Origin of the sequence: Exiguobacterium sp. s160, assembly GCF_018617575.1 — a bacterium.
Taxonomy (GTDB): Bacteria; Bacillota; Bacilli; order Exiguobacteriales; family Exiguobacteriaceae; genus Exiguobacterium; species Exiguobacterium aestuarii_A.
On sequence record NZ_JACSKK010000001.1, the window covers coordinates 184,066 to 206,119 of the forward strand.

General features: G+C 48.4%; 24 protein-coding genes. 23 read left to right on the top strand and 1 reads right to left on the bottom strand.

Going from position 1 to position 22,054, the window contains the following annotated elements; translation table 11 throughout:
- Window positions 1-6: 6 nt before the first annotated feature.
- The 12 genes from aroC (at window position 7) to KNO86_RS01010 (ending at window position 10,002) form a co-directional block, all read left to right on the top strand.
- A complete protein-coding gene (gene aroC / locus KNO86_RS00955) occupies window positions 7-1,170 on the top strand; it encodes a chorismate synthase (protein ID WP_214691870.1) in 1,164 nt (387 codons plus the stop codon).
- Complete coding sequence (locus tag KNO86_RS00960; RefSeq protein ID WP_214691872.1) at window positions 1,164-2,216, top strand: 3-dehydroquinate synthase; 1,053 nt, start codon at window positions 1,164-1,166, stop codon at window positions 2,214-2,216. The genes aroC and KNO86_RS00960 overlap by 7 nt, the downstream gene beginning before the upstream one ends.
- Window positions 2,216-3,466, top strand: coding sequence for a 3-phosphoshikimate 1-carboxyvinyltransferase (gene aroA, locus KNO86_RS00965; RefSeq protein ID WP_214691874.1), 1,251 nt, complete (start codon window positions 2,216-2,218; stop codon window positions 3,464-3,466). The genes KNO86_RS00960 and aroA overlap by 1 nt, the downstream gene beginning before the upstream one ends.
- Window positions 3,467-3,495: 29 nt before the next feature.
- Entirely contained in the window at window positions 3,496-4,770 is a 1,275-nt protein-coding gene (locus KNO86_RS00970) for a tetratricopeptide repeat protein (RefSeq protein WP_214691876.1), read from the top strand.
- A 23-nt stretch (window positions 4,771-4,793) separates the two neighbouring features.
- Entirely contained in the window at window positions 4,794-5,327 is a 534-nt protein-coding gene (locus KNO86_RS00975) for a ReoY family proteolytic degradation factor (protein WP_214691878.1), read from the top strand.
- 160 nt (window positions 5,328-5,487) lie between these two features.
- Window positions 5,488-5,928 carry a DUF2487 family protein gene (locus tag KNO86_RS00980; protein WP_214691880.1) on the top strand — a complete coding sequence of 147 codons (441 nt, stop codon included), beginning with the start codon at window positions 5,488-5,490 and terminating at the stop codon, window positions 5,926-5,928.
- Between the two features lie 110 nt (window positions 5,929-6,038).
- The gene (locus tag KNO86_RS00985; RefSeq protein ID WP_214691882.1) at window positions 6,039-6,542 is read left to right on the top strand and encodes a QcrA and Rieske domain-containing protein; all 504 of its coding nucleotides are present in this window, start codon (window positions 6,039-6,041) and stop codon (window positions 6,540-6,542) included.
- 15 nt (window positions 6,543-6,557) lie between these two features.
- Window positions 6,558-7,229, top strand: a complete 672-nt coding sequence (gene qcrB / locus KNO86_RS00990; RefSeq protein WP_015881478.1) for a menaquinol-cytochrome c reductase cytochrome b subunit — start codon at window positions 6,558-6,560, stop codon at window positions 7,227-7,229.
- A gap of 33 nt (window positions 7,230-7,262) precedes the next feature.
- Window positions 7,263-8,057: a menaquinol-cytochrome c reductase cytochrome b/c subunit gene (locus tag KNO86_RS00995; RefSeq protein WP_074034621.1), complete on the top strand. Its 795-nt coding sequence runs from the start codon at window positions 7,263-7,265 to the stop codon at window positions 8,055-8,057.
- A gap of 88 nt (window positions 8,058-8,145) precedes the next feature.
- Entirely contained in the window at window positions 8,146-8,763 is a 618-nt protein-coding gene (locus KNO86_RS01000) for a DUF1405 domain-containing protein (protein WP_214691884.1), read from the top strand.
- A 38-nt stretch (window positions 8,764-8,801) separates the two neighbouring features.
- Window positions 8,802-9,485, top strand: a complete 684-nt coding sequence (locus KNO86_RS01005) for a zinc metallopeptidase (RefSeq protein ID WP_214691886.1) — start codon at window positions 8,802-8,804, stop codon at window positions 9,483-9,485.
- 61 nt (window positions 9,486-9,546) lie between these two features.
- Entirely contained in the window at window positions 9,547-10,002 is a 456-nt protein-coding gene (locus tag KNO86_RS01010; protein ID WP_214691893.1) for a GreA/GreB family elongation factor, read from the top strand.
- A 41-nt stretch (window positions 10,003-10,043) separates the two neighbouring features.
- On the opposite strand, the gene KNO86_RS01015 is transcribed toward KNO86_RS01010, so the two are convergent.
- Window positions 10,044-10,919, bottom strand: a complete 876-nt coding sequence (locus tag KNO86_RS01015) for a YitT family protein (RefSeq protein WP_074034617.1) — start codon at window positions 10,917-10,919, stop codon at window positions 10,044-10,046.
- Between the two features lie 112 nt (window positions 10,920-11,031).
- On the opposite strand from KNO86_RS01015, the gene bshB1 reads away from it, so the two are divergent.
- The 11 genes from bshB1 (at window position 11,032) to KNO86_RS01070 (ending at window position 22,037) form a co-directional block, all read left to right on the top strand.
- Complete coding sequence (gene bshB1, locus KNO86_RS01020; RefSeq protein ID WP_214691895.1) at window positions 11,032-11,715, top strand: bacillithiol biosynthesis deacetylase BshB1; 684 nt, start codon at window positions 11,032-11,034, stop codon at window positions 11,713-11,715.
- Complete coding sequence (gene bshA / locus KNO86_RS01025; protein ID WP_214691897.1) at window positions 11,712-12,833, top strand: N-acetyl-alpha-D-glucosaminyl L-malate synthase BshA; 1,122 nt, start codon at window positions 11,712-11,714, stop codon at window positions 12,831-12,833. The genes bshB1 and bshA overlap by 4 nt, the downstream gene beginning before the upstream one ends.
- On the top strand, window positions 12,830-13,969 hold the full coding sequence (locus tag KNO86_RS01030) for a CCA tRNA nucleotidyltransferase (RefSeq protein WP_214691899.1): 1,140 nt from the start codon (window positions 12,830-12,832) through the stop codon (window positions 13,967-13,969). Before bshA ends, KNO86_RS01030 begins: the two co-directional genes overlap by 4 nt.
- The gene (locus KNO86_RS01035; protein WP_214691900.1) at window positions 13,942-14,904 is read left to right on the top strand and encodes a biotin--[acetyl-CoA-carboxylase] ligase; all 963 of its coding nucleotides are present in this window, start codon (window positions 13,942-13,944) and stop codon (window positions 14,902-14,904) included. Before KNO86_RS01030 ends, KNO86_RS01035 begins: the two co-directional genes overlap by 28 nt.
- A gap of 224 nt (window positions 14,905-15,128) precedes the next feature.
- Complete coding sequence (panB, locus tag KNO86_RS01040) at window positions 15,129-15,962, top strand: 3-methyl-2-oxobutanoate hydroxymethyltransferase (protein ID WP_214691902.1); 834 nt, start codon at window positions 15,129-15,131, stop codon at window positions 15,960-15,962.
- Window positions 15,962-16,792: a pantoate--beta-alanine ligase gene (gene panC, locus KNO86_RS01045; RefSeq protein ID WP_214691910.1), complete on the top strand. Its 831-nt coding sequence runs from the start codon at window positions 15,962-15,964 to the stop codon at window positions 16,790-16,792. Before panB ends, panC begins: the two co-directional genes overlap by 1 nt.
- A gap of 5 nt (window positions 16,793-16,797) precedes the next feature.
- Window positions 16,798-17,181, top strand: a complete 384-nt coding sequence (gene panD / locus KNO86_RS01050) for an aspartate 1-decarboxylase (protein ID WP_015881490.1) — start codon at window positions 16,798-16,800, stop codon at window positions 17,179-17,181.
- Window positions 17,182-17,287: 106 nt separating this feature from the next.
- Window positions 17,288-20,098, top strand: coding sequence for an ATP-dependent DNA helicase DinG (gene dinG / locus KNO86_RS01055; RefSeq protein ID WP_214691912.1), 2,811 nt, complete (start codon window positions 17,288-17,290; stop codon window positions 20,096-20,098).
- 63 nt (window positions 20,099-20,161) lie between these two features.
- A complete protein-coding gene (locus KNO86_RS01060; protein WP_015881492.1) occupies window positions 20,162-20,347 on the top strand; it encodes a YpmA family protein in 186 nt (61 codons plus the stop codon).
- Entirely contained in the window at window positions 20,344-20,829 is a 486-nt protein-coding gene (locus KNO86_RS01065) for a hypothetical protein (protein WP_214691914.1), read from the top strand. The genes KNO86_RS01060 and KNO86_RS01065 overlap by 4 nt, the downstream gene beginning before the upstream one ends.
- 20 nt (window positions 20,830-20,849) lie before the next feature.
- Window positions 20,850-22,037, top strand: coding sequence for a pyridoxal phosphate-dependent aminotransferase (locus tag KNO86_RS01070; protein ID WP_214691916.1), 1,188 nt, complete (start codon window positions 20,850-20,852; stop codon window positions 22,035-22,037).
- Window positions 22,038-22,054: the final 17 nt, after the last annotated feature.

Consider the following 22,054-nt stretch of genomic DNA (forward strand, 5'->3'; position numbering starts at 1 on the left):
GAACAGATGCGCTATTTGACAGCTGGTGAATCACACGGTCCGGGCCTGACGGTCATCATTGAAGGTGCCCCTGCCGGTCTCGCTATAGATTTAAATCAAATTAACCTAGAGTTGAAAAAACGTCAGTCGGGATATGGACGAGGGCGTCGCATGCAAATCGAGTCAGATCAAGTAGATGTTCGTTCTGGTATACGTCACGGTAAAACGACAGGCGCACCAATCACATTCTGGATTGAGAATAAAGACCATACCCATTGGAAACACGTCATGCAAGCCGAGCCAATCGAAGATGATGTCGAAATCAAGCGCCGAGTCTCGCGACCGAGACCAGGGCATGCCGACTTGGTCGGTGGGATGAAGTATGACCATCGCGATTTACGTGACGTTTTGGAACGTTCGAGCGCAAGGGAGACGGCGGCACGCGTCGCGGTCGGTGCCTTTTGTAAACAATTGCTTCAACAAGTTGGGGTGTCGCTCTTTAGTTACGTCAAAGTGATTGGTGGAGAACGGGCAGAGATACGTACATTTGAATCGCTCCAAGAAGCAAAAGAAGTGATTGACGCCTCACCCGTTCGGACGCTTGACGAAGAAGCGGCTGAGCGGATGATGCGTCGCATCGATGAAGCTAAGGCAAATGGAGACTCGATTGGCGGCATCGTCTGTACGGAAGTGCACGGTGTCGTACCAGGTCTAGGTTCATATGTGCAGTATGACCGAAAATTGGATGCGAAAATTGCGCAGGCGGTGTTGAGTGTCAACGCATTTAAAGGCGTGGAGTTTGGAGATGGTTTTGAAATGGCATACCGTCCCGGTTCTGAAGTGATGGACCCGATTGCATACGGAGACGAAGGATATACCCGACTCAGTAATCACCTCGGTGGTTTTGAGGGCGGGATGACAACGGGCATGCCGATTATCTGTTCAGCCGTCATGAAACCAATCCCGACACTTTATAAGCCTCTTCAATCAGTCGATATTGATACGAAAGAGGCATTCCTCGCTCAAATCGAACGGAGCGATTCGTGTGCTGTCCCTGCAGCATCACTCGTCGTCGAGGCGGTCATTGCGTTTGAAATGGCGAAGGAAGTATGTGAGACGTTCGGTCATGATACGATGGACCGAATAAAACACCGAATCGATGAGTATCGAGAGGAGTTACGAGTATGGTGACCATTCCAATCGCGGCATCGACCCCGTATCAGGTTGTCGTCGACAATCAAGACCGCTGGATGGAAACAAATGATTGGTCACGTTACCCGATGCTCTGGGTCGTCACGGATGAACGGGTCGACGCGCTTTACGGGGAATCGTTCCTTGCAAAGTTGGAGCAAGTTCACCCATGCGTCGTCTCATCTGTCGTCAAGGCGGGTGATGCGTCGAAGTCGTTATCGCAACTCGAACAGCTCGTGACAGAAGGATTGAGACACGGATGCGACCGTCACACTCTGATTGTCGCTTTCGGTGGCGGGATGATCGGTGATTTGGCTGGGTTTTTAGCGAGTGTCTACATGCGTGGTGTTCCTTACATACAAGTCCCGACAACGATTTTGGCACATGATTCGGCTGTCGGTGGTAAAGTGGCCGTCAATCATCCACTTGCGAAAAATGCGATCGGTTCATTCTATCAACCAATCGGTGTCTATTATAATGTTTCGCGGCTTCGTACCTTGCCGACCGAGGAAGTGCGAAGCGGTCTCGGTGAACTGTTGAAACATGCGTATTTATCTCGTTACGTCCTCGAATCCTCTTTCGAGGACGACTTGTTTTCCGCTCTTTCTGAACATGAGGAATTGAATTGGATCACATGGCTCGCCCGTGGCATTGAAGTCAAACGAGCAGTTGTCGAGAAAGATGAGCAAGAGCAAGACATTCGCGCTTGGCTCAACTTCGGGCATACGTTCGGTCATGCGCTTGAGTCCGTCGAGGCGTACCGTATCCCTCATGGAGAAGCGGTGTTACATGGGATGGTGTTTGCCTTTTTGTTATCGGGTGACGAGACACGGGCGAAACGGTTGTTTGAATGGATTCGTCTGAACGATGTCACACCGATTGACTGGAAACCGTTCGAGCAATATGTCGAAAAAATGATTCGGGATAAAAAGAATCGTCACGGCGAAATTCGGTTCGTCTTGCTCCGTGACACGATTGTCGTTGAATCTATGCCGCTCGAGCACCTTGAAGATACATTTGAACAGATGAAAGGATGGTGGGAATGATGAGTTTAAACGGTTCGATCCGTGTGCCAAGTGATAAGTCAATCACTCATCGTGCGCTTTTATTCGGCATGATGGCGACTGGGACGACGCGCGTCGTGCATCCACTTCTCGGTGCCGATTGTCGCTCGACACTCGAAATCATTCGTTCACTCGGAGCAGAAGTGATCGAAAAAGAAGACGAACTCCTCATCACGGGGGTCGAGTCACCACGTTCGGCACGATTAGACTGCGGGAACTCAGGGACGACGATGCGCTTGTTGATTGGAATCTTATCGGGGTATGATGGGTCATTTGAACTCGTGGGAGATGAGTCGTTGTCAAAACGTCCGATGCGACGTGTCAACGCACCACTCCGTGAAATGGGAGCGGACGTGAAAGGTGATTTGGCGCCGATCGTGATTGAAGGGAAAACGCTACAATCCATCGACTATACGTTACCGGTAGCGAGCGCCCAAGTGAAATCGGCTGTCCTCCTTGCCGGGTTACGTGCGGAAGGGACGACGATTGTTCGTGAGCCGATATTGTCTAGAGACCATACCGAGCGAATGTTGCCACTCTTTGGGGCTCGTCTCTCTGTGGATGAGGAAAAAGGAGAGCGCATGATTCGTGTCGAACCTTCTCGACTAAGCGGCGCGACGGTCGATGTGCCGGCAGACCCCTCGTCGGCCGCCTTCTTCTGGGCAGGGGCAGCCATCGTACCGAATAGCTCTGTCACGACGACAGACGTCTGTTTGAATGAGACTCGAATCGGATTTTTGCGAACGCTCGAACGGATGGGAGCAAACGTCATCATCTCCAATGAACGAGCCGTCGGGGAGGAATTGATCGGGGACGTCACGGTGACGACAAGTGAACTGTTTGGCACGATCGTAGAAAGGGATATGATTCCGTCACAAATCGATGAGTTGCCGTTATTCGCACTCGTCGCTTCACAGGCGAATTCTCCGTCAATCGTGAACGATGCAGCGGAACTGAGAGTGAAGGAGACGGACCGGATCGACGTGGTCGTCTCGGAGTTGCGGAAATTAGGGGTGGACATCGTCGGAAAAGAGGATGGGTTTATCGTAAAACCGAGTCGTCTTCATGGCGGACACGTCTCGGCTCATGGTGACCATCGTCTGTCGATGATGTTACAAGTCGCTACACTCGTCACGGATGAAACCATCCAAATTGAAGGCATTGATGCGTCCGATGTCAGCTATCCCGGCTTCCGTCAAGATTTACAACAGATTCAACGTGAGATAGAATAACGACAAAGCGAAAGCCAGGAGGACGAAACATGCTAGATGAAGCAGCATTAACACATATTATCGAGATGCTTGAATCAGGAGAGACTGAACATGCTCTTGCGCATATAGAAGAACTTGAAAAAGACGGATCGGATGATGATCGCTTAGCGATTGCTGATTTGTATTTAGAGCTTGGTCTTGCCGACCGAGCGACAGAAGTACTTTCAAAATTGTACGTGGATTACGAAGGTGACCCAAACGTCGCTCTGTCACTCGCGGAAGCATATTTAGACAGTGACCGTGAAGAAGAGGCAATTGCTGTATTAGAGAAGGTCAAGTCAGATGACGCGGAGACGCAAGTGAGAAGTCTCGTCTTATTAGCTGATTTGTATCAATCTCAAGGGCTCGACGAGGTAGCTGTGAAAAAATTGATGGAAGCCCTTGAAAAGAATCCGGATGAGCCGTTACTCATTTACGGGTTGGCGGAATTGTACGCTTCGACCGGATCGTTCGAGCAAGCCATCCCGCTTTATGCACGATTACCTAAAATGAATTTGCCGTCCGAGATCGATTACCAAGCTGACTATGCGGAAGCACTCACAATGGTTGGGTCGTTCGAAGAAGCGCTCGATGAGTATGAAAAAGCAACACATCGCAATTTAAATACCGTCTTCGGACATGCGATGACAGCGCATCGAATCGGTCGAGAGGAAGTTGCCATCAAGCAGTTTAAAGAGCTTCAGGCGATGGACCCGGACTTTACCTCGCTCTATCTTCCTTACACCGAAGCACTGGACGCGAATGGTCAGACGGAAGAAGCGCTTCAAATCGTCGATCAAGGAATCACGCGCGACGACTATAATGACGAACTTCGTCACGTGAAAGCAAAATTGCTCCTCAAGCTCGGTAATCGCGATGGCGCCGTTAAAGAGCTTCGAGAAGCACTCGTCTTGAATCCGGAATCGCTACAAGCGACAGAATTAATATTATCGATTTTATTCGAAGCAGGAGAAATCGATGACGTGCTCGAAACAATAGATGCACTCGAAGATCATACGACGTCCCCGCTCATGACTTGGTACAAGGCGAAGGCGAAATATGAGCTCGAGGAATATGACGAAGCTGTCAGTTTGTATGCCTCGATTGAGCCGATGATGAAAGAGGACGTGTCATTTGTGACAGAATGGGCTACACTGTTGATAGAGGAAGGTCGTAGACAAGACGCGCGACGTGTGGTCGAGCAATCGCTTGCACTAGTGGTCGATCTTGAAGATCGCCAAGTGCTCGAAGACCAGCTCGAACAATTGTCTGATGACGTAGAATGATAAAGGGAAGGGAATGAGGTCAGATGGTCGAGCGGAAACGGAATTTTTTGAAGCGATTTGTCGCTCATCATACACTTCGGAAACGTGAAGCGAAATGGATTCTTGACTACTGGTTGAGACATCCGGATAAGCTTGGCAACGTTCATTTCGTAACAAACGCCTCGGTCTCGCCACGAAGTCTTGTGATGACGGCGTATGGATTTGACGGTGAACCGTTTCGATATCGACGGGGAGACCTTGTGACCATGAATCCTGAAAAGGCTTATCATGACATCCGTCTGCACGATGGGCCGATTTATGTAGAATTGAATTTTCAAGGCATGATGATTGATGAGAATTGGATTGACATCGTGGAGCAAAATCCGTTTGAACCGGTGGCGGAAGTGAAAGATGAAGTATCTTCTTCTGCTCAGACGGTCATCCAAGCTTCCGTTGCTCAATTCGAAGAAGAGCGTTTATTGATTGAAATCGATAAAGCACTCGACCGTCGGGACGAGAACTTATTCCGCAATTTGACGAGTCAACTCCACCAAGTACGTGAATCTAAATTATTTTGAAAAAAACAAGCGCTTCCGTTCCGGTTGGCGCTTGTTTTTTGGTATATTAATAACGTAGGAATACACAATTATTTCACAGTTCGTTCATAAGTTTGAAACGTGAACGAAGTCATGTACGATACAATAGACATGATGAGATAAGTTGGAGAGGAGGGAAAAGATGAGGTTCGATAGTCAAGGGGCATTGCGCTCGATTGCCGAACGACAATACGTCGATACGCTCATCGTTCCGCTCGCAGAATTGGCGTTTGGTGAGGATATGGTTCGTAAAGCCGAAAGCTATGAAGTCATTCATGCCGTCACGGTTGAGACAGAACGTCAATTATCTGGTCGGACGATGCTCAGCCCAACAATCAGTTACACCGATGTGGAAGCTGGTGTGGAACTAGCGAAAGATGTGGTGGCAAAAGCGGAATCATCCGGTTTTTCTCACGTTTTGTTTATTGCGTCAGACGTCCGTTTCAAGCCATATGATTTGCCGATTTTGTTCGTACCACCGCTCGCGCTAGGAGCGATGTCGAGCGATCAGGCGCACACGATGGTTCAAAATTTTGCGACACAAGTTATCACAGAACTTTCGAGCCGTTGGATGGCGACATGAAGCGGTTGACGTAGAGGTTTTATTGATATACTATTTTGTTGAGTGAGAAATTTTTGTGAAGAATGCATAAAGAATTATGGGGTTATGCACACGAATGAGGGGGGAACGAAATGGCTCAAAATGGGTCAAAAGTCACGCGCCGTCAGTTCTTAACGTACACACTGACTGGAGTAGGTGGCTTTATGGCGGCAACATTGATCAGTCCGATGGTCAACTTTGCGATTGATCCGGTTTTGAAAAAATCTGGAGCAGGCGACAAAGTAAAAGTAATGAGTCTTGATGACATCACGACTGAGCCGCAACGTGTCGACTTTAAGAAACAAACACAAGATGCTTGGTACGAATTTGAAGAAACACTCTCAGCATGGGTATACAAAACAGAAAGTGGCGAAATCATCGCACTCTCTCCGATTTGTACACACCTCGGCTGTCAGGTAGCTTTTGCGGGTGATCCGACTCGTCCACAAGAATTTTTCTGTCCGTGTCACTTAGGACGTTACGAAAAAGATGGAACGAACATCCCGGGTACACCACCAACAGCACCACTTGCACGTTATGAAAAAGAAGAAAAAGATGGCTTCCTATACCTAGGTAGCCCAATTTCACAGAAGTGAGAGGGGGACTAGTCGATGTTACAAAAAATTTATGATTGGGTCGATGAGCGCGTAGACATCACACCACTTTGGCGCGATATCGCAGACCACGAAGTACCAGAACACGTCAACCCTGCCCATCACTTCTCTGCATTTGTCTATTGTTTTGGTGGTTTGACGTTCTTTACAATTGTCATCCAAATCCTTTCAGGGATGTTCTTGACGATGTACTATGTACCAGATATCATCAACGCGCACGCGTCAGTATACTATTTGCAAAATGAAATCGCACACGGACAAATCGTTCGTGGGATGCACCACTGGGGCGCATCCGTTGCCATCGTCATGTTATTCTTACATACGCTCCGCGTGTTCTTCACGGGATCGTATAAGAAGCCACGTGAGCTTAACTGGGTCGTCGGTGTTCTCTTGTTCTTCGTCGTCTTGGCGCTTGGACTCACAGGATACTTGCTTCCATGGGACATGAAAGCATTGTTCGCAACGAAAGTTACGCTTCAAATCGCTGAAAGTGTACCGGTCATCGGTGGTATTGCGAAGACACTTCTCGCCGGTGGTGAGATTGTCGGGGCGAGCACGCTCGCACGATTCTTCGCCATCCACGTCTTCTTCTTACCGGCGGCATTGTTCGGACTATTGGGAGCCCACTTCTTGATGATTCGTAAACAAGGGGTTTCTGGACCGCTATAAGCCGATTCGAGGAGAAAAAGGAGGAGAAACGATATGCATCGCGGTAAAGGGATGAAATTTGTAACCGACTCTCGAGTAGGAATCTCGAATCGGAAACAGAACATTGCAAAAGACTATTCAGAATACCCAGGACGCACAGAGGCGTTTTGGCCGAACTTCTTGCTTAAAGAGTGGATGGTAGGGTCGGTCTTCTTGATCGGCTTCATCGCTTTGACAATCGTCGAAGCACCACCGCTTCAAAATATCGCCGATCCAACGAACACGTCATACATTCCATTACCGGACTGGTATTTCTTGTTCTTGTATCAATTACTCAAATATCAATTCGCTGCAGGAGACTGGATCTTGCTTGGTACGGTCATCATTCCAGGTTTGGCGTTCACGGCACTTCTCATCGCGCCTTGGCTTGACCAAGGTCTCGAGCGTCGTCCGGCGAAACGTCCAGTCGCCATCAGTTTCATGTTGCTCGGTATTCTCTCGGTCTTCTACTTGACTTGGGAATCTGTTCAAACGACACACTGGGATCAAGTCCACGCTCAAGGCGAACTTCAAATTCCAGGTGAAGGTCCTGAAATTGATACAGCTGCACCAGGATATGAGATTTATTCAGCTCAATCTTGTGTGAACTGTCACGGTCAAAACCTAGAAGGTGGAGCAGCAGCTCCAGCACTCGTCGGAACACAGTACACAGCTGAAGAGATTGCGGATATCGCTGTAAACGGGATTGGGACGATGCCTGCTGGTCAGTGGGACGGCTCACCTGAAGATTTACAAGTACTATCTGAATTCATCGCTTCATATGGTGAAGGCGGCGAAAATAACGAGTAAGCCATAAAGTGTAGCCTGAGAAACCAGGCTACACTTTTTTACTTATGTATTCGTATTGCGATAAACTGAAGAAAAAAGGATTGAGAACATGAACCCGACGTTTTTAAACACTTTCTTAATGAATCGAATCGTACTGACGCTATTATTTGTCATCAACTTAGGCGGTACGATTTACGGTTATATTTGGTATGAGCCTCAACTTCGTGACACCCCATACGTGTATTGGCCGTTTGTCCCGGACAGCCCGACAGCATCGCTCTTCTTTACAATCGTCCTCGGATTATGGATTGTGAATAAGCGTTCCCCATTATTCGAGACGCTTGCATTCATTACCTTAATCAAATACGGGGTCTGGGCCGTCATCATGAATATCATGTTTTTAGGGACGTTACCCGTGGATGCACCGACCATCACCATCTTAATGGCGGTCATGTTGATGGTTTCTCATGGAGCGATGGCGCTTCAAGCACTCATTTACGCACCTTTTATGAAATGGACGATTACATCGTTTGTCTGTACATTGATTTGGGTAATTCATAATGACGTAGTTGATTATGTGCTTGGTCAATGGCCGCGCTATCCGTCACTCGCGGAACATATCATGTGGATCGGTTACGGCTCGTTTTGGTTAACGGGATTATGTTTTTTTATGGGATATGCGTTCGTCCTGCGCCCTTCGCTTGAAAATAAGTTCATAAGAATGTAAAATCAAATTATCAAATACACGCAGAGGTGAAATAGAAAATGTCATTAGGTGGCTATATTTTCTATCTTGCACTGATTATGCTCATCCCCTTATGGGCCCAGATGCGAGTGAAAAGCACGTACAAACAGTTTTTAAAACAACCGCTTCAAAGCGGTGTCACAGGCGCACAAGTCGCTGATTTCATCATGAAACAAAACGGTGTTCACAACGTACGAATCGAGATGGTCGATGGACTCATGAGCGACCACTATGACCCGGTCAATAAAGTCGTCCGTCTCTCTCGTGAAGTGTATCAAGGGTCGACGATTTCGTCGGCAGCCATCGCGGCCCACGAGATCGGTCACGTCATTCAAGATGCGACCGACTACAAGATGATGCGCGTTCGACATAGTCTCGTTCCAGTCGTCAATATTACGTCGAACTTGTCATTTCCATTATTAATCGGTGGTTTCTTGTTCGGTGCACTCGGATTGGCACAACTCGGTGTCATCATGATGCTCGGTGCGGTTGTGTTCCAATTGATCACGCTCCCAGTCGAGTTCGATGCTTCGAAACGGGCGATGGCTCAGTTGACGTCACACGGAATTGTGACGGCGACAGAAGAGTCTGGCGCACGGAAAGTATTGAATGCTGCAGCATGGACGTATGTGGCTGCAACGCTCGTTGCGGTTGCCGAACTTATCCGTTTGGCACTCATCGTGTTTATGCCACGTGAGGAGTAGAACGAAATCCCGTCATAATCGGCGGGATTTTTTTATTTTGTGGTGAAAGGAAATGTTGTTGATGAAACTGCAACTGACAGAGAACGGTCATGAGCAATTGAAAAATAAACTAGCCATGTTAAAGCAAGACAGGACGGATGCTCGTGAACGTATACGTACGGCGCGGAAATTTTGTGATTTTCGAGAAGATGTCACCTACACTGAGGCGGTTCGTGATGTTGAGCGAATTGAAGCAGATATATTAGAGCTTGAACATTTCCTTGACGACGCAACGATCGTCGAATCCGAACAGTCAGAAGTCGTGACGTTCGGGAATCGGGTCGTGATTCGTGAAGGCGACGAGGAGACCGAGAGCTATCGAATCGTGAGTGAGGCAGAAGCGAATCTAGAACGAGGAAGCATTTCGATGACATCGCCACTCGGTCGGTGTTTGATGGGGGCGAGTGTTGGCCAAACGATTCAAGTCGAAACGCCCGGAGGTACGATTCAAGTCGAGGTGCTCAGCATCGAGCCATAAAAAATCGCCCGTTCATTCCTGTGAACGAGGCGACTTTTTGCTTATTTTAGCGGCATTCGATTCTCATCGAACGTAAAGCCCTCTCCGCCCACTTCATAGACGTGATGGAATGTGACGAACGCATGAGGATCGATCTGTTTGACGATCGTTTTCAAGCGATTCACTTCATTTCGCCCGACGACGACGTACAACACTTCAAGTTCACGGTTCGAATAGCCACCTTTGGCAAGTAGTCTTGTCGTGCCGCGGTTCATCGTCGCATGAATACCGTCGGCGATAGCAGTCCGATGGTCACTGATGATCATCGCCGCCTTACCGGCATACGTTCCTTCTTGCATCGAGTCGATGACACGTGCCCCGATATAGACAGCGAGAAGCGTATACATCGCCTCGCGGATATCGAGATACGTCAAACTGAGAACGATGACAAAGAAGTCAAAGATGAGGAATGTCTTTCCGATCGACCAGCCGATATAGCGTTGTACGAGTCGCGCGATGATATCGACGCCCCCCGTCGTTCCGCCATTGTTAAAGATGATTCCGAGTCCGACTCCGATAAAGAGACCGGCAAACAAACTTGCGAGCACCATGTCATCCGTCAGGTCGATGACGAGTGTAGAATATTTAGCGATGAGTGCATACCAAAGTGAAAATGAGAACGTCCCGATGAGTGTATAAACGAAAGTCGTTCGCCCTAACAACTTATAACTCATGAAAAAGAGCGGGATGTTTAACGCCAAGTTCGTGATGGAAGGCGAGATATCAAAGAGACCACGTAGAATCAAGGTGATCCCGGTGAATCCACCCTCTGCCAAGTTGTTTTGGACGTTGAAGTGATAAACGCCGAATGCAAAAATAAAAGAACCTATCAAGATGAATATAATATTTCGAACACGAATCGGTAATTGTACCGTCATCAGGTTCACCTCCCCTTAGATAGAGTACTCGAAAAACAGTTCGATTGACTACCCTGAACATATGACATTCAGAAACGAGTCGGCTATACTTTTCAAAGAAGAGGTGATGTAAATGAAAGTAGTAGCCATCGGGGCACATCCAGATGATATCGAGATCGGGATTGCAGGGATGACCGCCCAATGGACGAAAGAGAAGATTGAGGTCGTTTACGTCGATTTGACGAGAGCGGAACTTTCTTCAAATGGTGATGTAGAAATGAGACAACAGGAAGCCAGTGTGGCAGATGACGTGCTTGGTGTCCGCCGAATCAATCTCGGATTTAAAGACCGGGGAATTGACGGGGGAGAAGAACAGCTCGAGGCAATCGTCTCCTTGATTCGTCGTGAGCGCCCAACCCACTTGTTGTATCCATATGAAGTCGACCGCCATCCGGACCATGCGGCATGTGCTTATCTCGTGACAGAGGCGTTGTTCAACGCGGGTATTCGAAAATATTTACCGGAGCTTCCGGCATATCGACCAGAAAGTGTGTATCAATATATGATCAATGCTCATGTCGAGCCGGATGTGTGCGTGGATATTAGTGATGCGATTGAAGTGAAGACACGGGCACTCCAATGTTACGCAAGCCAGTTCACTCCAGTCGATGGGGTGAAAACACCGCTCACCGATGCATACGTGGAACGGGTCATTGCCCGTGAACGCCATTTCGGGAGCTTGATTGGCGTCGCTTATGCGGAAGGGTTGAAACGGGTGCGACCGTATGTCGTCAAACGGGCAGGTGAGCTCACATGACGTATCGAATCGGAATTCTTTGTTATCCATCTGTCGGTGGCTCGGGGATTTTAGCGACGGAACTCGGTATGAAGCTTGCGGACCGAGGACATGACGTTCATTTCATTACGAGCAGTATGCCGTTTCGTTTGAACGCCTATCATCCGAATATCACGTTCCACCAAGTCGAAATCAACCAATATTCGGTCTTTCGCTATCCGCCGTACGATATGACACTCTCCGCGAAAATTGCGAGTGTCATCCAGTCATTCGGTCTTGATGTCATTCATGCGCATTATGCCGTACCACATGCCGTGTGTGCAGCGCTCGGGCGGGAGATGGCCGGTGTGAAGACGCCGATCGTCTCGACGCTACATGGGACTGATATCACCGTTCTCGGTGAGGATGAGGAATTGAAACCGGCGATTTTATATGGGTTGCGCCAATCTAACGCGATTACGGCTGTCTCGCACAGTTTGAAACGGGAGACGGAAGAGCGGATTGCTAGCAATTTGCCGATTCAAGTCATTCACAACTTTATTGATGAATCGGTGTACACCCCACAATTCGACCCAACTTTACGGGAACGATACGGCTTAACGGCAGACGACCGAGTCGTCATCCATATTTCAAACTTCCGTCCCGTCAAGCGCGTCGACCTCGTCCTCGAGGCGTTCGATCAGATGGATGTCCCGCACAAAAAGTTATTACTCGTCGGAGACGGCCCACTCATGGGTGCCATGCGCCGCCTCGTGACGGAGATGGGGCTTGAAGATCAAGTCATCTTTGCCGGAAAACAAGAGCAAGTCGCTGCACTGCTCTCCATTAGTGACGTCCATGTCCTCTTATCAGACAAAGAGGCGTTCGGTCTCGTCGCACTCGAGGCGATGGCAACGGGAGTCCCGTCGGTCGTCAGTGACGCAGGCGGACTACCTGAAGTGATCACGGACGATGAGGACGGGTTCGTCGTTCCACGAGGCGATGCAACGAAAGCCGCTTTGGCGATGCAACAGCTGTTGACAGATACAACGTTACAGGAGCGTTTCAGACAAAACGGGTTGGTGAAATCGAAACGATTCGCCTCACAAGACATCGTGACACAATATGAACGCTTGTATGAACAGGTGGTGACATCATGACAGAATGGGAGTATGCAAAACAGATCATTGAGACGATTGAACGACATGGCGGCGAGGCGTACATCGTTGGCGGAGCCGTTCGAGACTATGTCCTTGGAAATTTGCCCGATGATATCGATTTAGCCACGTCCCTCTTCCCGGAAGAAGTGATGACGTTGTTCCCGAAATCGGTCCCGACCGGTATCGAACATGGAACGGTCACGGTCATCATCGATCATCATCCGTTCGAGGTGACGACATTTCGGTCGGAAGGATCATATTCAGATTCAAGACGTCCGGACCATGTCGCACTCGGTGTATCGCTCGAAGAGGACATGTTACGTCGTGACTTCACGATGAACGCGATGGCGTTTCATGATGGACAAGTCGTCGATTTATTCGGAGGGCAACACGATTTAGATGAACGTATCATTCGCACGGTCGGGAGTCCTTTCGAGCGGTTTGGTGAGGATGCGCTTCGCATCATGCGTGCGCTCCGCTTCATGTCTCAGCTCGATTTCACGTTACACGAAGAATTGCGTCACGCAGCGAATGCACTTAGTCACAAACTTGAACAAATCGCAATGGAACGCATCGCAATCGAGTTTGAGAAATTGTTGACGGGACCGGCCTATCGAAAAGCGTTAGCAGAGATGGTCGAGCTCGGCATCCATCGTCATCTACCGAACGTGACGACCGAACTGATGCAACGGGTGCAACAAGATGATCGCACTCCAGTGAATGCGGTCAGTGGGTGGGCCATCTTCCTCTATCACGCAAAAGATGAGGCATGGCTCTTGCCATGGAAACGATCGAATGCAATCAAGCGGGAAGCTCGAGTGCTTGCGCAGCTCTGTGAGACCGGACTCGATGTGATGACGGTTTATACGACGGATGAGGGGACTCTCTCGACTTACTTTAAAATGAATGGTGAACCAGACCGCAGTCGTGAACTGAAAGAGTCACTCCCGATCCAGTCACGTCAAGAACTGAAATTCAATGGACGGGATGCGCTTGAACTAGGTGCGACAGGCGAGGCAATCAAGCATCTATTGCTTGATCTCGAACGACGTGTCATTTCACAAGAGATTCCGAATCACGGGACCGTATTAAAAGAGGAGGCGAGACGATGGCTTCAACGCGCGGGCGTGTCTTGACGTTATTACAAAATGGGGAAGTGTGGAGCGGACAAGAATTGGCGCGCCAATTGAATATTTCACGTACCGCTATTTGGAAGCATATTGAAACCTTGAAGCAAGACGGATACGCGATTCATACGATTCCCCGTAAAGGATATCAACTGATCGAACAGAGTGACCGTCTGGATGAACCAGCATTTGTCTCATTCCGGAAAGGTCGATTCGGTCAGACGGTCCATGCATATGAACAAGTCGATACGACACAACGAATTGCTCATGAATTGGCGCAACAGCATGTGTCGGAAGGAACGATTGTCATCAGTGAAGAACAGACTGCCGGACGGGGACAGCTCGGTCGTCATTGGCATAACCCAAAACATGTCAATATTGCGGCGAGCATCATCTTAAGACCGGATTTGCCGATTCGAGACGCATCGAAACTCACGTTGATGGCAGCGAGTGCATTCGCACGGGCGCTCAACCATCAAAATCTTGATGTCATGATCAAGTGGCCGAATGATTTATTATTGAATGGGAAGAAAATCGGTGGCATTTTGACAGAGATGCAGACGGAGGGTGATCGGATTCAGGCTGTCATCCTAGGATTCGGGATGAACGTCAATGGTGAGGAGATTCCAGACGAGTTAGCTCATCGGGCCACTTCTCTTTATCTAGAGACCGGAAAGCGATTCCGTCGAAGTGAACTGTTGGCTGAACTACTGGCTGAACTTGAAGTCGAATACGACAGATTCCTCGAAAGTGGTTTTGATCCAATCCGGATCAATTGGATGCAACATGCCGCCTACTTGAATGAAAAAGTCACGTTGAACGCTTCTCGTACTTCTCGTACTGGGGTCATGCGAGGGATATCAGAAGAGGGTGCGTTACTTCTTGAAGAAGAAGGAAAGGTTGAACCGGTCTACTCTGCTGAGATTGCAGTGTGGAATGATTGATGAAAGCGAGACCATCGACTATACTTAATGTGTCGGACGCTATCAGTTTTTGAAGTGTACCGCGCTTGCAGACTGTCACAATCAGTTGTCTGCCTTGATCATTTTGACAGGGACAGAAGGACACTACTCATGAAAACCATGAAATTGTTTTTCGTGCGCCTTCTTGCCAACCGTGTAAGAAGGCGTTTATTCTTTCCTGTCTCCACGTTTAGGAGGAGAAACAGATGCACACGATGACTTCGTTATTGAAAAAAATGAACGAGCAGGAAAAGCTCGTCATGTTGACGGCGTATGATTACCCGTCAGCCAAACTTGCCGAAGCGGCTGGGGTCGATTTGATTTTGGTCGGCGATTCTCTTGGAATGGTCGTCCTTGGTTATGACTCGACAATCCCGGTGACGACAGAAGACATGCTTCACCATTCGAAGGCTGTTCGCCGTGGAGCGAAAAACACATTCGTCGTGGTGGATATGCCATTTGCGACATACCATGGTGATTTTGACCGAACACTTCAGGCTGCGTCCCGTCTCTTCCAAGAAGGACATGCGGATGCGATCAAACTAGAAGGCGCGGGTGAAGTCCTTCAGACGATTGAACGACTCACTCAAGTCGGAATGCCTTGTGTTGCCCATCTAGGTTTGACCCCGCAATCGGTCGGTGTACTAGAAGGGTATAAAGTACAAGGGAAATCCCTTGAGGCGGCAGAGACACTGCTTCAAGATAGTTTGGCTGCCGAACGCGCCGGTGCGAAAATGCTCGTCCTTGAGTGTGTACCGCATCAGTTGGCGAAACGAATCGCAGAAGAGTTGACGATTCCAGTCATCGGAATCGGTGCCGGGGCAGAGGTCGACGGACAAGTACTCGTCTACCATGACGTATTGAAATATGGCGTGGACCGCTTACCGAAATTCGTTCAGGCATATGCCGACGTGAATGAAGTGGCGACAGATGCCATCCGTTCTTATGTGGAAGAGACGAAAGCTGGACAATTCCCGCTTGAACGTCACACGTTCACAATGGATGAGTCATTGCTCGACTCGCTGTATGGAGGAAAATGATGAAAATCGTATCAACAGTTGAAGAGTTACGTCAAACGTTGCCAACGGATCAAACGATTGGTTTTGTGCCAACGATGGGATATTTGCATGAAGGACACATAAGTCTCGTTGAGAACGCACGACGTGAGAATGACGTCGTTGTCATGAGTATTTTCGTCAATCCGACTCAGTTCGGTCCGAACGAAGACCTCGACCGATATCCTCGTGACTTCGAACGAGATGAAAAATTGGCACGAGAAGCCGGTGTCGATCTTCTCTTTTATCCGACGACGGAGACGATGTACCCGCTTGATATGGCGCGCGTCACTGTTCGCCAAGGGGCAAATGTATTATGTGGGGCGAGTCGTCCCGGCCATTTTGATGGTGTGTTGACAATCGTCTCGAAATTATTTAACCTTGTTCAACCGACACGTGCTTACTTCGGTCTGAAAGATGCTCAGCAAGTGGCACTCATCGAAGGGTACGTCCGAGACTATTTTGTCCCGGTCGAGATTCGACGCTGCCCGATTATTCGTGAGGAGACAGGACTAGCCAAATCTTCTCGGAACGTATATTTGTCAGACATTGAAAAAGAAGAAGCGAGTCAAATCTTTAAAGCTTTGACGACAGCGAGAGAAACACTTGAGGCAGGTCATGATCTTGAAGAAGTGAAGCAACGACTGACCGAACGATTACACGAGATTCCGAACAGTCAGATCGATTATGTCGAACTCGTTGACTATCCGACGCTTGCTGACGCTTCAAGCGATTCGAAGGAAATATTGATAGCAGTGGCCGTTCAGTTTGAGCGAGCCCGATTGATTGATAATGTGATTTGGAAGAAGGGATGAATCCAATGATTCGTACATTTATGCACGCGAAGCTTCATAAAGCAACGGTGACAGAAGCAAACTTACACTACGTCGGTTCGATTACAATCGATGAGGATTTGATGGATGCAGTAGGCATCATGGAAAATGAACATGTGCACATCACGAACAACCACAATGGCGCTCGAATCGAGACGTACGTCATCAAAGGCGAACGTGGTTCTGGTGTGATTTGTTTAAACGGTGCGGCAGCACGTCATTTCCAGGTTGGTGATGTTGTCATCATCATGGCGTACGGTCAAATGACTGCAGAAGAAGCGAAAACACATCGTCCAAAAGTAGCCGTATTGAACGAGCAAAATGAGGTCGATCAACTTCTTTACGAAGAAATCGCTCACACGATTTTATAAAACATTCGGGGATGTCGACAAAGGCATCCTCGTTTTTTCGTCGTTCGTTCTATGGTAAGATGAGACAGACAGAAAGCACGAGCGTGCCTAAGATGGGATGGATGTTATGGACACGTATGTGATTGTGGATATAGAGACAACGGGTCATTCCGTAAAGTCCGGTGATGAACTGATTGAGTTTGCGGCGGTCGTCGTACAAGATGGTGAAGTGATCGAGCGCTACAGCACCTTGATTCGACCGGGTCGACCAATCCCACCTTTTATTACGCAATTAACAACGATTAGCGATGATGACGTAAGTGATGCACCAACATTTGAAGAAGTGATCCCCGACATTTGGAAAATGCTAGATGGACGGGTATTTGTCGCGCATAACGTCGCATTTGATTTAACGTTTTTAAACGAAAGCCTTGAACAAGCGGGATATCTTTCGTTTCAGGGGAGGGCCATTGATACGGTTGAACTCGCTCGCATCCTCTACCCGACACTTGAGAGTCATGCCTTAGAAGCGTTATCTGAGACATTCGACCTCGTACATACAGACGCACACCGCGCACTCAGTGATGCGGAAGCAACGGCCGAGCTTTTTATCCGAATGCTCGAGCGCTTGCGCGATTTACCTGTCGTGACATTGAAACGACTTCGCGATTTGTCTGAATCGTGGACGAGTCACGTCGAGCCGTTGCTCGATGAAATCATCCTCGAGGTTGGGATTCGACCAGATGACGAAACGCGTTTTGATATTCATCGGAAGATTGCGTTACACCGTCCAAGCGATACGTTCGTTCCGGCAGAAGAACGAGAGCCCTTTGAACCGTTTCTCCTTCGCACGATTGAAGAAACGCTCCCGTCAATTTTTGATCAATTTGAGCCGAGACAAAGTCAATTTGAAATGATGCGTCACGTCTATAAAGCGTTAGACGACGAGGAAACGTTGTTAGTCGAAGCAGGGACGGGAACAGGGAAGACGTTGGCGTACTTAATCCCGAGTGCCCATCATGCACTTGAGACGAAGCGCCCTGTCGTCATCAGTACGCATACGATTCAATTACAGGAACAGCTCTTGAACCGGGATTTGCCGGTACTTCGACAAATCTTTCCGGAAATTGAATTCACCTTGTTGAAAGGAAGACGGAACTATATCGATTTACGTAAATTCGAAATGGTACTCGATGAGTCGAATGATGGATTGTTGGTTTCGATGTGTAAGGCGATGGTACTCGTCTGGTTAACCGAGACTGAGACGGGGGATTTGGAAGAACTCTCATTCCCAGGATCTGCGACGCAAGGTCCAGCTTCTTTTAAACGGTTGATTCAAGCTGATGCTTCAAGTGAATTCGGACGGTTCGACCCTTGGTATAGCCGAGACTTTTTCACAAAAGCAGTCCTCCGTTCGAAAGAAGCAGATTTGATTGTGACGAATCACGCGCTCTTATTCTCTGATTTGCAACATCAGGCAGGCATCTTACCGACCGATACTCCACTCGTCTTAGACGAGGCACATCAAGTCGAAGAAGTGGCCTCTCACCATTTCGGTGTGACGTTTGACGCCATCCAATTTGATCGGTTGTTCAAATGGTTCGGATACGGTGCGGACGGGAAGTTTCATTCTCGGATCATTCAGCTAGCCGATTTGACGTCTGTGACAGAAGAGGCAGAGGCGTTCAGTCAACAGATTGATTCTGCGCTCGCACGGGTCGAAGAAGAGCTCGAAGACCTCTTGACGGCACTACAGTCACTGGGAAAGAAAAAAGAACCCCGGCAAACCGTTCGATTCGAGCGAGAAGGCGCATCATTCAGACCGATTCGTGAAGTGGCGAATCGATTAGAGGACAAGTTACGTACACTACGGACGTCACTCAGACATCTCCATCGACTGCTCGATGAGCGTAAAGAGCACATGACGTTCAAACAACGCGCACTTTTGAGTGATTTGAAAACATTGATTAGCGACGTCCGTGAGCTCGAAAGTGTCATTTATGAGACGATGCTGACACGTAATGATGATGCGGTCAGTTGGGTCGAGTTGAATTTAGGCAACCGTAAGTTGACATCGGTCTACACGCAACCGGTTGAAATCGGTCCGTTGCTGCACGAACGATTATTTAAGAAGAGACCGACGATTTTGACGTCAGCGACGATGACGGTCTCGGGGAAGTTTAGTTTTATGGAGCGACGACTCGGACTTGAAGGAGAACCGGTCAGACGAGTCGTATTGCCTTCACCGTTCAACTTTAAGGAACAGGCAAAACTGTTTGTTCCGTCAGACTTCCCGTTGATCAATGATGTGCCGCTTCCTCAGTTCGTTGATCAGACCGCTCAATCGATTGTTCAAATTGCAAACGTGACAAAAGGGCGAATGCTCGTCCTCTTCACCTCGAATGAATTGTTACGTCTCACTTACGAACAAGTAAAAGATCATCTCGACCCTTCTTATACGCTACTTGCTCAAGGGGTCAGTGGGGGATCGCGAAGCCGATTGACGAAACAGTTCAAGCGGATGGAACAGTCGATTTTATTCGGGACGGCCAGCTTTTGGGAAGGTGTCGATATTCCGGGTGAGGCGTTGACGTGCCTCGTCATCGTACGTCTTCCGTTCGCGCCGCCTGATCAACCAATCATGCAAGCCCGTTCGGAAAAAATTGAATCGATGGGGAAATCCCCATTCTTCGAGCTTTCGCTTCCTCAAGCAGTCATTCGTTTCAAACAAGGTGTCGGTCGATTGATTCGATCGAAATCGGATTATGGTGCGATTTTTGTGTTCGATCGCCGTGTCGAGACGACTCGTTACGGGAAACAATTCATCAATAGCTTACCGAAGGTGGACCGGATTGAAGGGACGCTAGAGACATCCTTATCCGAGTTAGAATTGTTCTTAGATGAAAAGGAAAACTCTGTGACAAGAAATGATAGATAACGCTAGGCATCATGATGTTATCGTTTTATAATGATACGTATAGGTTTTGGAGGAGGAGTCAACATGAATTCGAATATTGAGACGCTTGCGAGTGTGCGCATCGAACCGACGGCGGACGTTTATAAGATTGTCGATTTATTGAATCGGACGTTAAAAAGTCAAGATTTGATGTTCGGCCTTTCGCTTGAGAAGAAAGTGAATGATCCGAAGAAGGAAGAGATGGTCTTCACCATCTATCGTACAGAATGACCAGAAAAACAAAATGGATCGTCTCGTTACTGGCGGCACTGCTCGGTGTCGTCCTTGTCTTTAGCGTGATGTATCGATTCACGATTGGACACACAGAAAATCAAAAGGAACAACTCATCGAGGAAGCCTTGATTCGATTGAACGAGGAATCGCCAGACGTTCAAGTGGGACAAGGAGAGCTGTTCAATGGGACAGAGGCATACGTCGTTTTTCAGGAAGAGGACGGAGACTCGATTTGGTTCGTTCCACTCGATGACGAGTTCGAAATTGAACAACGTGAAATTGGTGAAGTGAATGCGAATGACGTCTGCGCTCGTTCTGTCGAAGATACAGGCGGACAACTCATCAGTTGTAAGTACGGATTCGACGAGAGAGCGCTCGTCGAAGTGGTCACAAAGGCAGACGCATCTTATACGTATTCGTATTACACGTTACAGACTGGAGAGTTTATTCGACGCGTCCAATTGACCGATCAAATGTGACGAATTAGAGGGGGATAATGATGGAACATCTATTAGCGAAACGAGTGAAACAACTCACGCCATCGACAACATTAGCGATTACAGCTAAAGCCAAGGCGCTCAAGGCGTCGGGCAAAGATGTCATTGGACTCGGCGCAGGTGAGCCTGATTTCAATACACCGGAACGAATCATCGATGCTGCGTGTCAAGCGGCTCGTGATGGCGATACGAAATATACACCTTCGGGCGGAACTGTCGCGTTGAAGGATGCGATTATCGAAAAAACGAAGCGAGACAGCCAACTGACGTTTGAGCGCAATGAAGTCATGGTCGCTTCAGGTGCAAAGCATGCGCTTTACGCATTGTTCCAAGCGATTTTAGATGAAGGTGACGAAGTCATCGTCCCGACACCTTACTGGGTCAGTTATCCAGAGCAAATCAAACTCGCTGACGGTGAACCTGTATATGTCGATACAAATGAAGACACATCCTTCAAATTGACACCTGAACTGCTCGAACGTGCGATTACAGATCGTACGAAGGCAGTCATTTTGAACAGTCCTTCCAACCCGACAGGAATGATTTACACGAAAGAAGAGTTACAGGCACTCGCTGATGTTGTTCTTCGATATAATCTTCTCGTCGTGAGCGATGAAATTTATGAGAAGTTGATTTACGGTGACGCTGAATTCGTATCGATTGCGACATTACCGAATATGCGTGAACGTACGATCATCATCAACGGTGTCTCAAAGTCTCATGCGATGACAGGGTGGCGAATCGGATATGCCGTGGGCGATGCGACAATCATCAGCGCGATGACAAACTTAGCGTCTCACTCCACATCAAACCCGACATCTGTCGCTCAGGCGGCAGCGGTTGAGGCATACAATGGATCACAGGATGATGTAGAGATGATGCGTCAGTCATTTGAAGAGCGACTCGACATCGTTTACAACCGTCTCGAACAAATTCCAGGAATCACTTGCTTGAAGCCACAAGGTGCATTTTACTTATATGCCAATGCGAAAGTTGCCGCGACTGAGAGTGGATACGACACAGTCGATGCTTGGTGCGAGGCAGTACTTGAAGAGGCAAACGTGGCACTTGTTCCAGGTTCTGGTTTTGGACAGGAAGACTACGTACGATTATCATATGCAACAGAATTAAAACGCGTATTAGAAGCGCTCGATCGAGTAGAAGACTTCATTACGAAGCGCGCTCGATAAGCGAAAGGATGGAAATG

Excerpts from the sequence above, each read along its gene's own strand:
- aroC (WP_214691870.1), top strand. The coding sequence starts at position 7 with ATGCGCTATTTGACAGCTGGTGAATCACACGGTCCGGGCCTGACGGTC.
- KNO86_RS00960 (WP_214691872.1), top strand. The coding sequence starts at position 1,164 with ATGGTGACCATTCCAATCGCGGCATCGACCCCGTATCAGGTTGTCGTC.
- aroA (WP_214691874.1), top strand. The coding sequence starts at position 2,216 with ATGAGTTTAAACGGTTCGATCCGTGTGCCAAGTGATAAGTCAATCACT.
- KNO86_RS00970 (WP_214691876.1), top strand. The coding sequence starts at position 3,496 with ATGCTAGATGAAGCAGCATTAACACATATTATCGAGATGCTTGAATCA.
- KNO86_RS00975 (WP_214691878.1), top strand. The coding sequence starts at position 4,794 with ATGGTCGAGCGGAAACGGAATTTTTTGAAGCGATTTGTCGCTCATCAT.
- KNO86_RS00980 (WP_214691880.1), top strand. The coding sequence starts at position 5,488 with ATGAGGTTCGATAGTCAAGGGGCATTGCGCTCGATTGCCGAACGACAA.
- KNO86_RS00985 (WP_214691882.1), top strand. The coding sequence starts at position 6,039 with ATGGCTCAAAATGGGTCAAAAGTCACGCGCCGTCAGTTCTTAACGTAC.
- qcrB (WP_015881478.1), top strand. The coding sequence starts at position 6,558 with ATGTTACAAAAAATTTATGATTGGGTCGATGAGCGCGTAGACATCACA.
- KNO86_RS00995 (WP_074034621.1), top strand. The coding sequence starts at position 7,263 with ATGCATCGCGGTAAAGGGATGAAATTTGTAACCGACTCTCGAGTAGGA.
- KNO86_RS01000 (WP_214691884.1), top strand. The coding sequence starts at position 8,146 with ATGAACCCGACGTTTTTAAACACTTTCTTAATGAATCGAATCGTACTG.
- KNO86_RS01005 (WP_214691886.1), top strand. The coding sequence starts at position 8,802 with ATGTCATTAGGTGGCTATATTTTCTATCTTGCACTGATTATGCTCATC.
- KNO86_RS01010 (WP_214691893.1), top strand. The coding sequence starts at position 9,547 with ATGAAACTGCAACTGACAGAGAACGGTCATGAGCAATTGAAAAATAAA.
- KNO86_RS01015 (WP_074034617.1), bottom strand. The coding sequence starts at position 10,919 with ATGACGGTACAATTACCGATTCGTGTTCGAAATATTATATTCATCTTG.
- bshB1 (WP_214691895.1), top strand. The coding sequence starts at position 11,032 with ATGAAAGTAGTAGCCATCGGGGCACATCCAGATGATATCGAGATCGGG.
- bshA (WP_214691897.1), top strand. The coding sequence starts at position 11,712 with ATGACGTATCGAATCGGAATTCTTTGTTATCCATCTGTCGGTGGCTCG.
- KNO86_RS01030 (WP_214691899.1), top strand. The coding sequence starts at position 12,830 with ATGACAGAATGGGAGTATGCAAAACAGATCATTGAGACGATTGAACGA.
- KNO86_RS01035 (WP_214691900.1), top strand. The coding sequence starts at position 13,942 with ATGGCTTCAACGCGCGGGCGTGTCTTGACGTTATTACAAAATGGGGAA.
- panB (WP_214691902.1), top strand. The coding sequence starts at position 15,129 with ATGCACACGATGACTTCGTTATTGAAAAAAATGAACGAGCAGGAAAAG.
- panC (WP_214691910.1), top strand. The coding sequence starts at position 15,962 with ATGAAAATCGTATCAACAGTTGAAGAGTTACGTCAAACGTTGCCAACG.
- panD (WP_015881490.1), top strand. The coding sequence starts at position 16,798 with ATGATTCGTACATTTATGCACGCGAAGCTTCATAAAGCAACGGTGACA.
- dinG (WP_214691912.1), top strand. The coding sequence starts at position 17,288 with ATGGACACGTATGTGATTGTGGATATAGAGACAACGGGTCATTCCGTA.
- KNO86_RS01060 (WP_015881492.1), top strand. The coding sequence starts at position 20,162 with ATGAATTCGAATATTGAGACGCTTGCGAGTGTGCGCATCGAACCGACG.
- KNO86_RS01065 (WP_214691914.1), top strand. The coding sequence starts at position 20,344 with ATGACCAGAAAAACAAAATGGATCGTCTCGTTACTGGCGGCACTGCTC.
- KNO86_RS01070 (WP_214691916.1), top strand. The coding sequence starts at position 20,850 with ATGGAACATCTATTAGCGAAACGAGTGAAACAACTCACGCCATCGACA.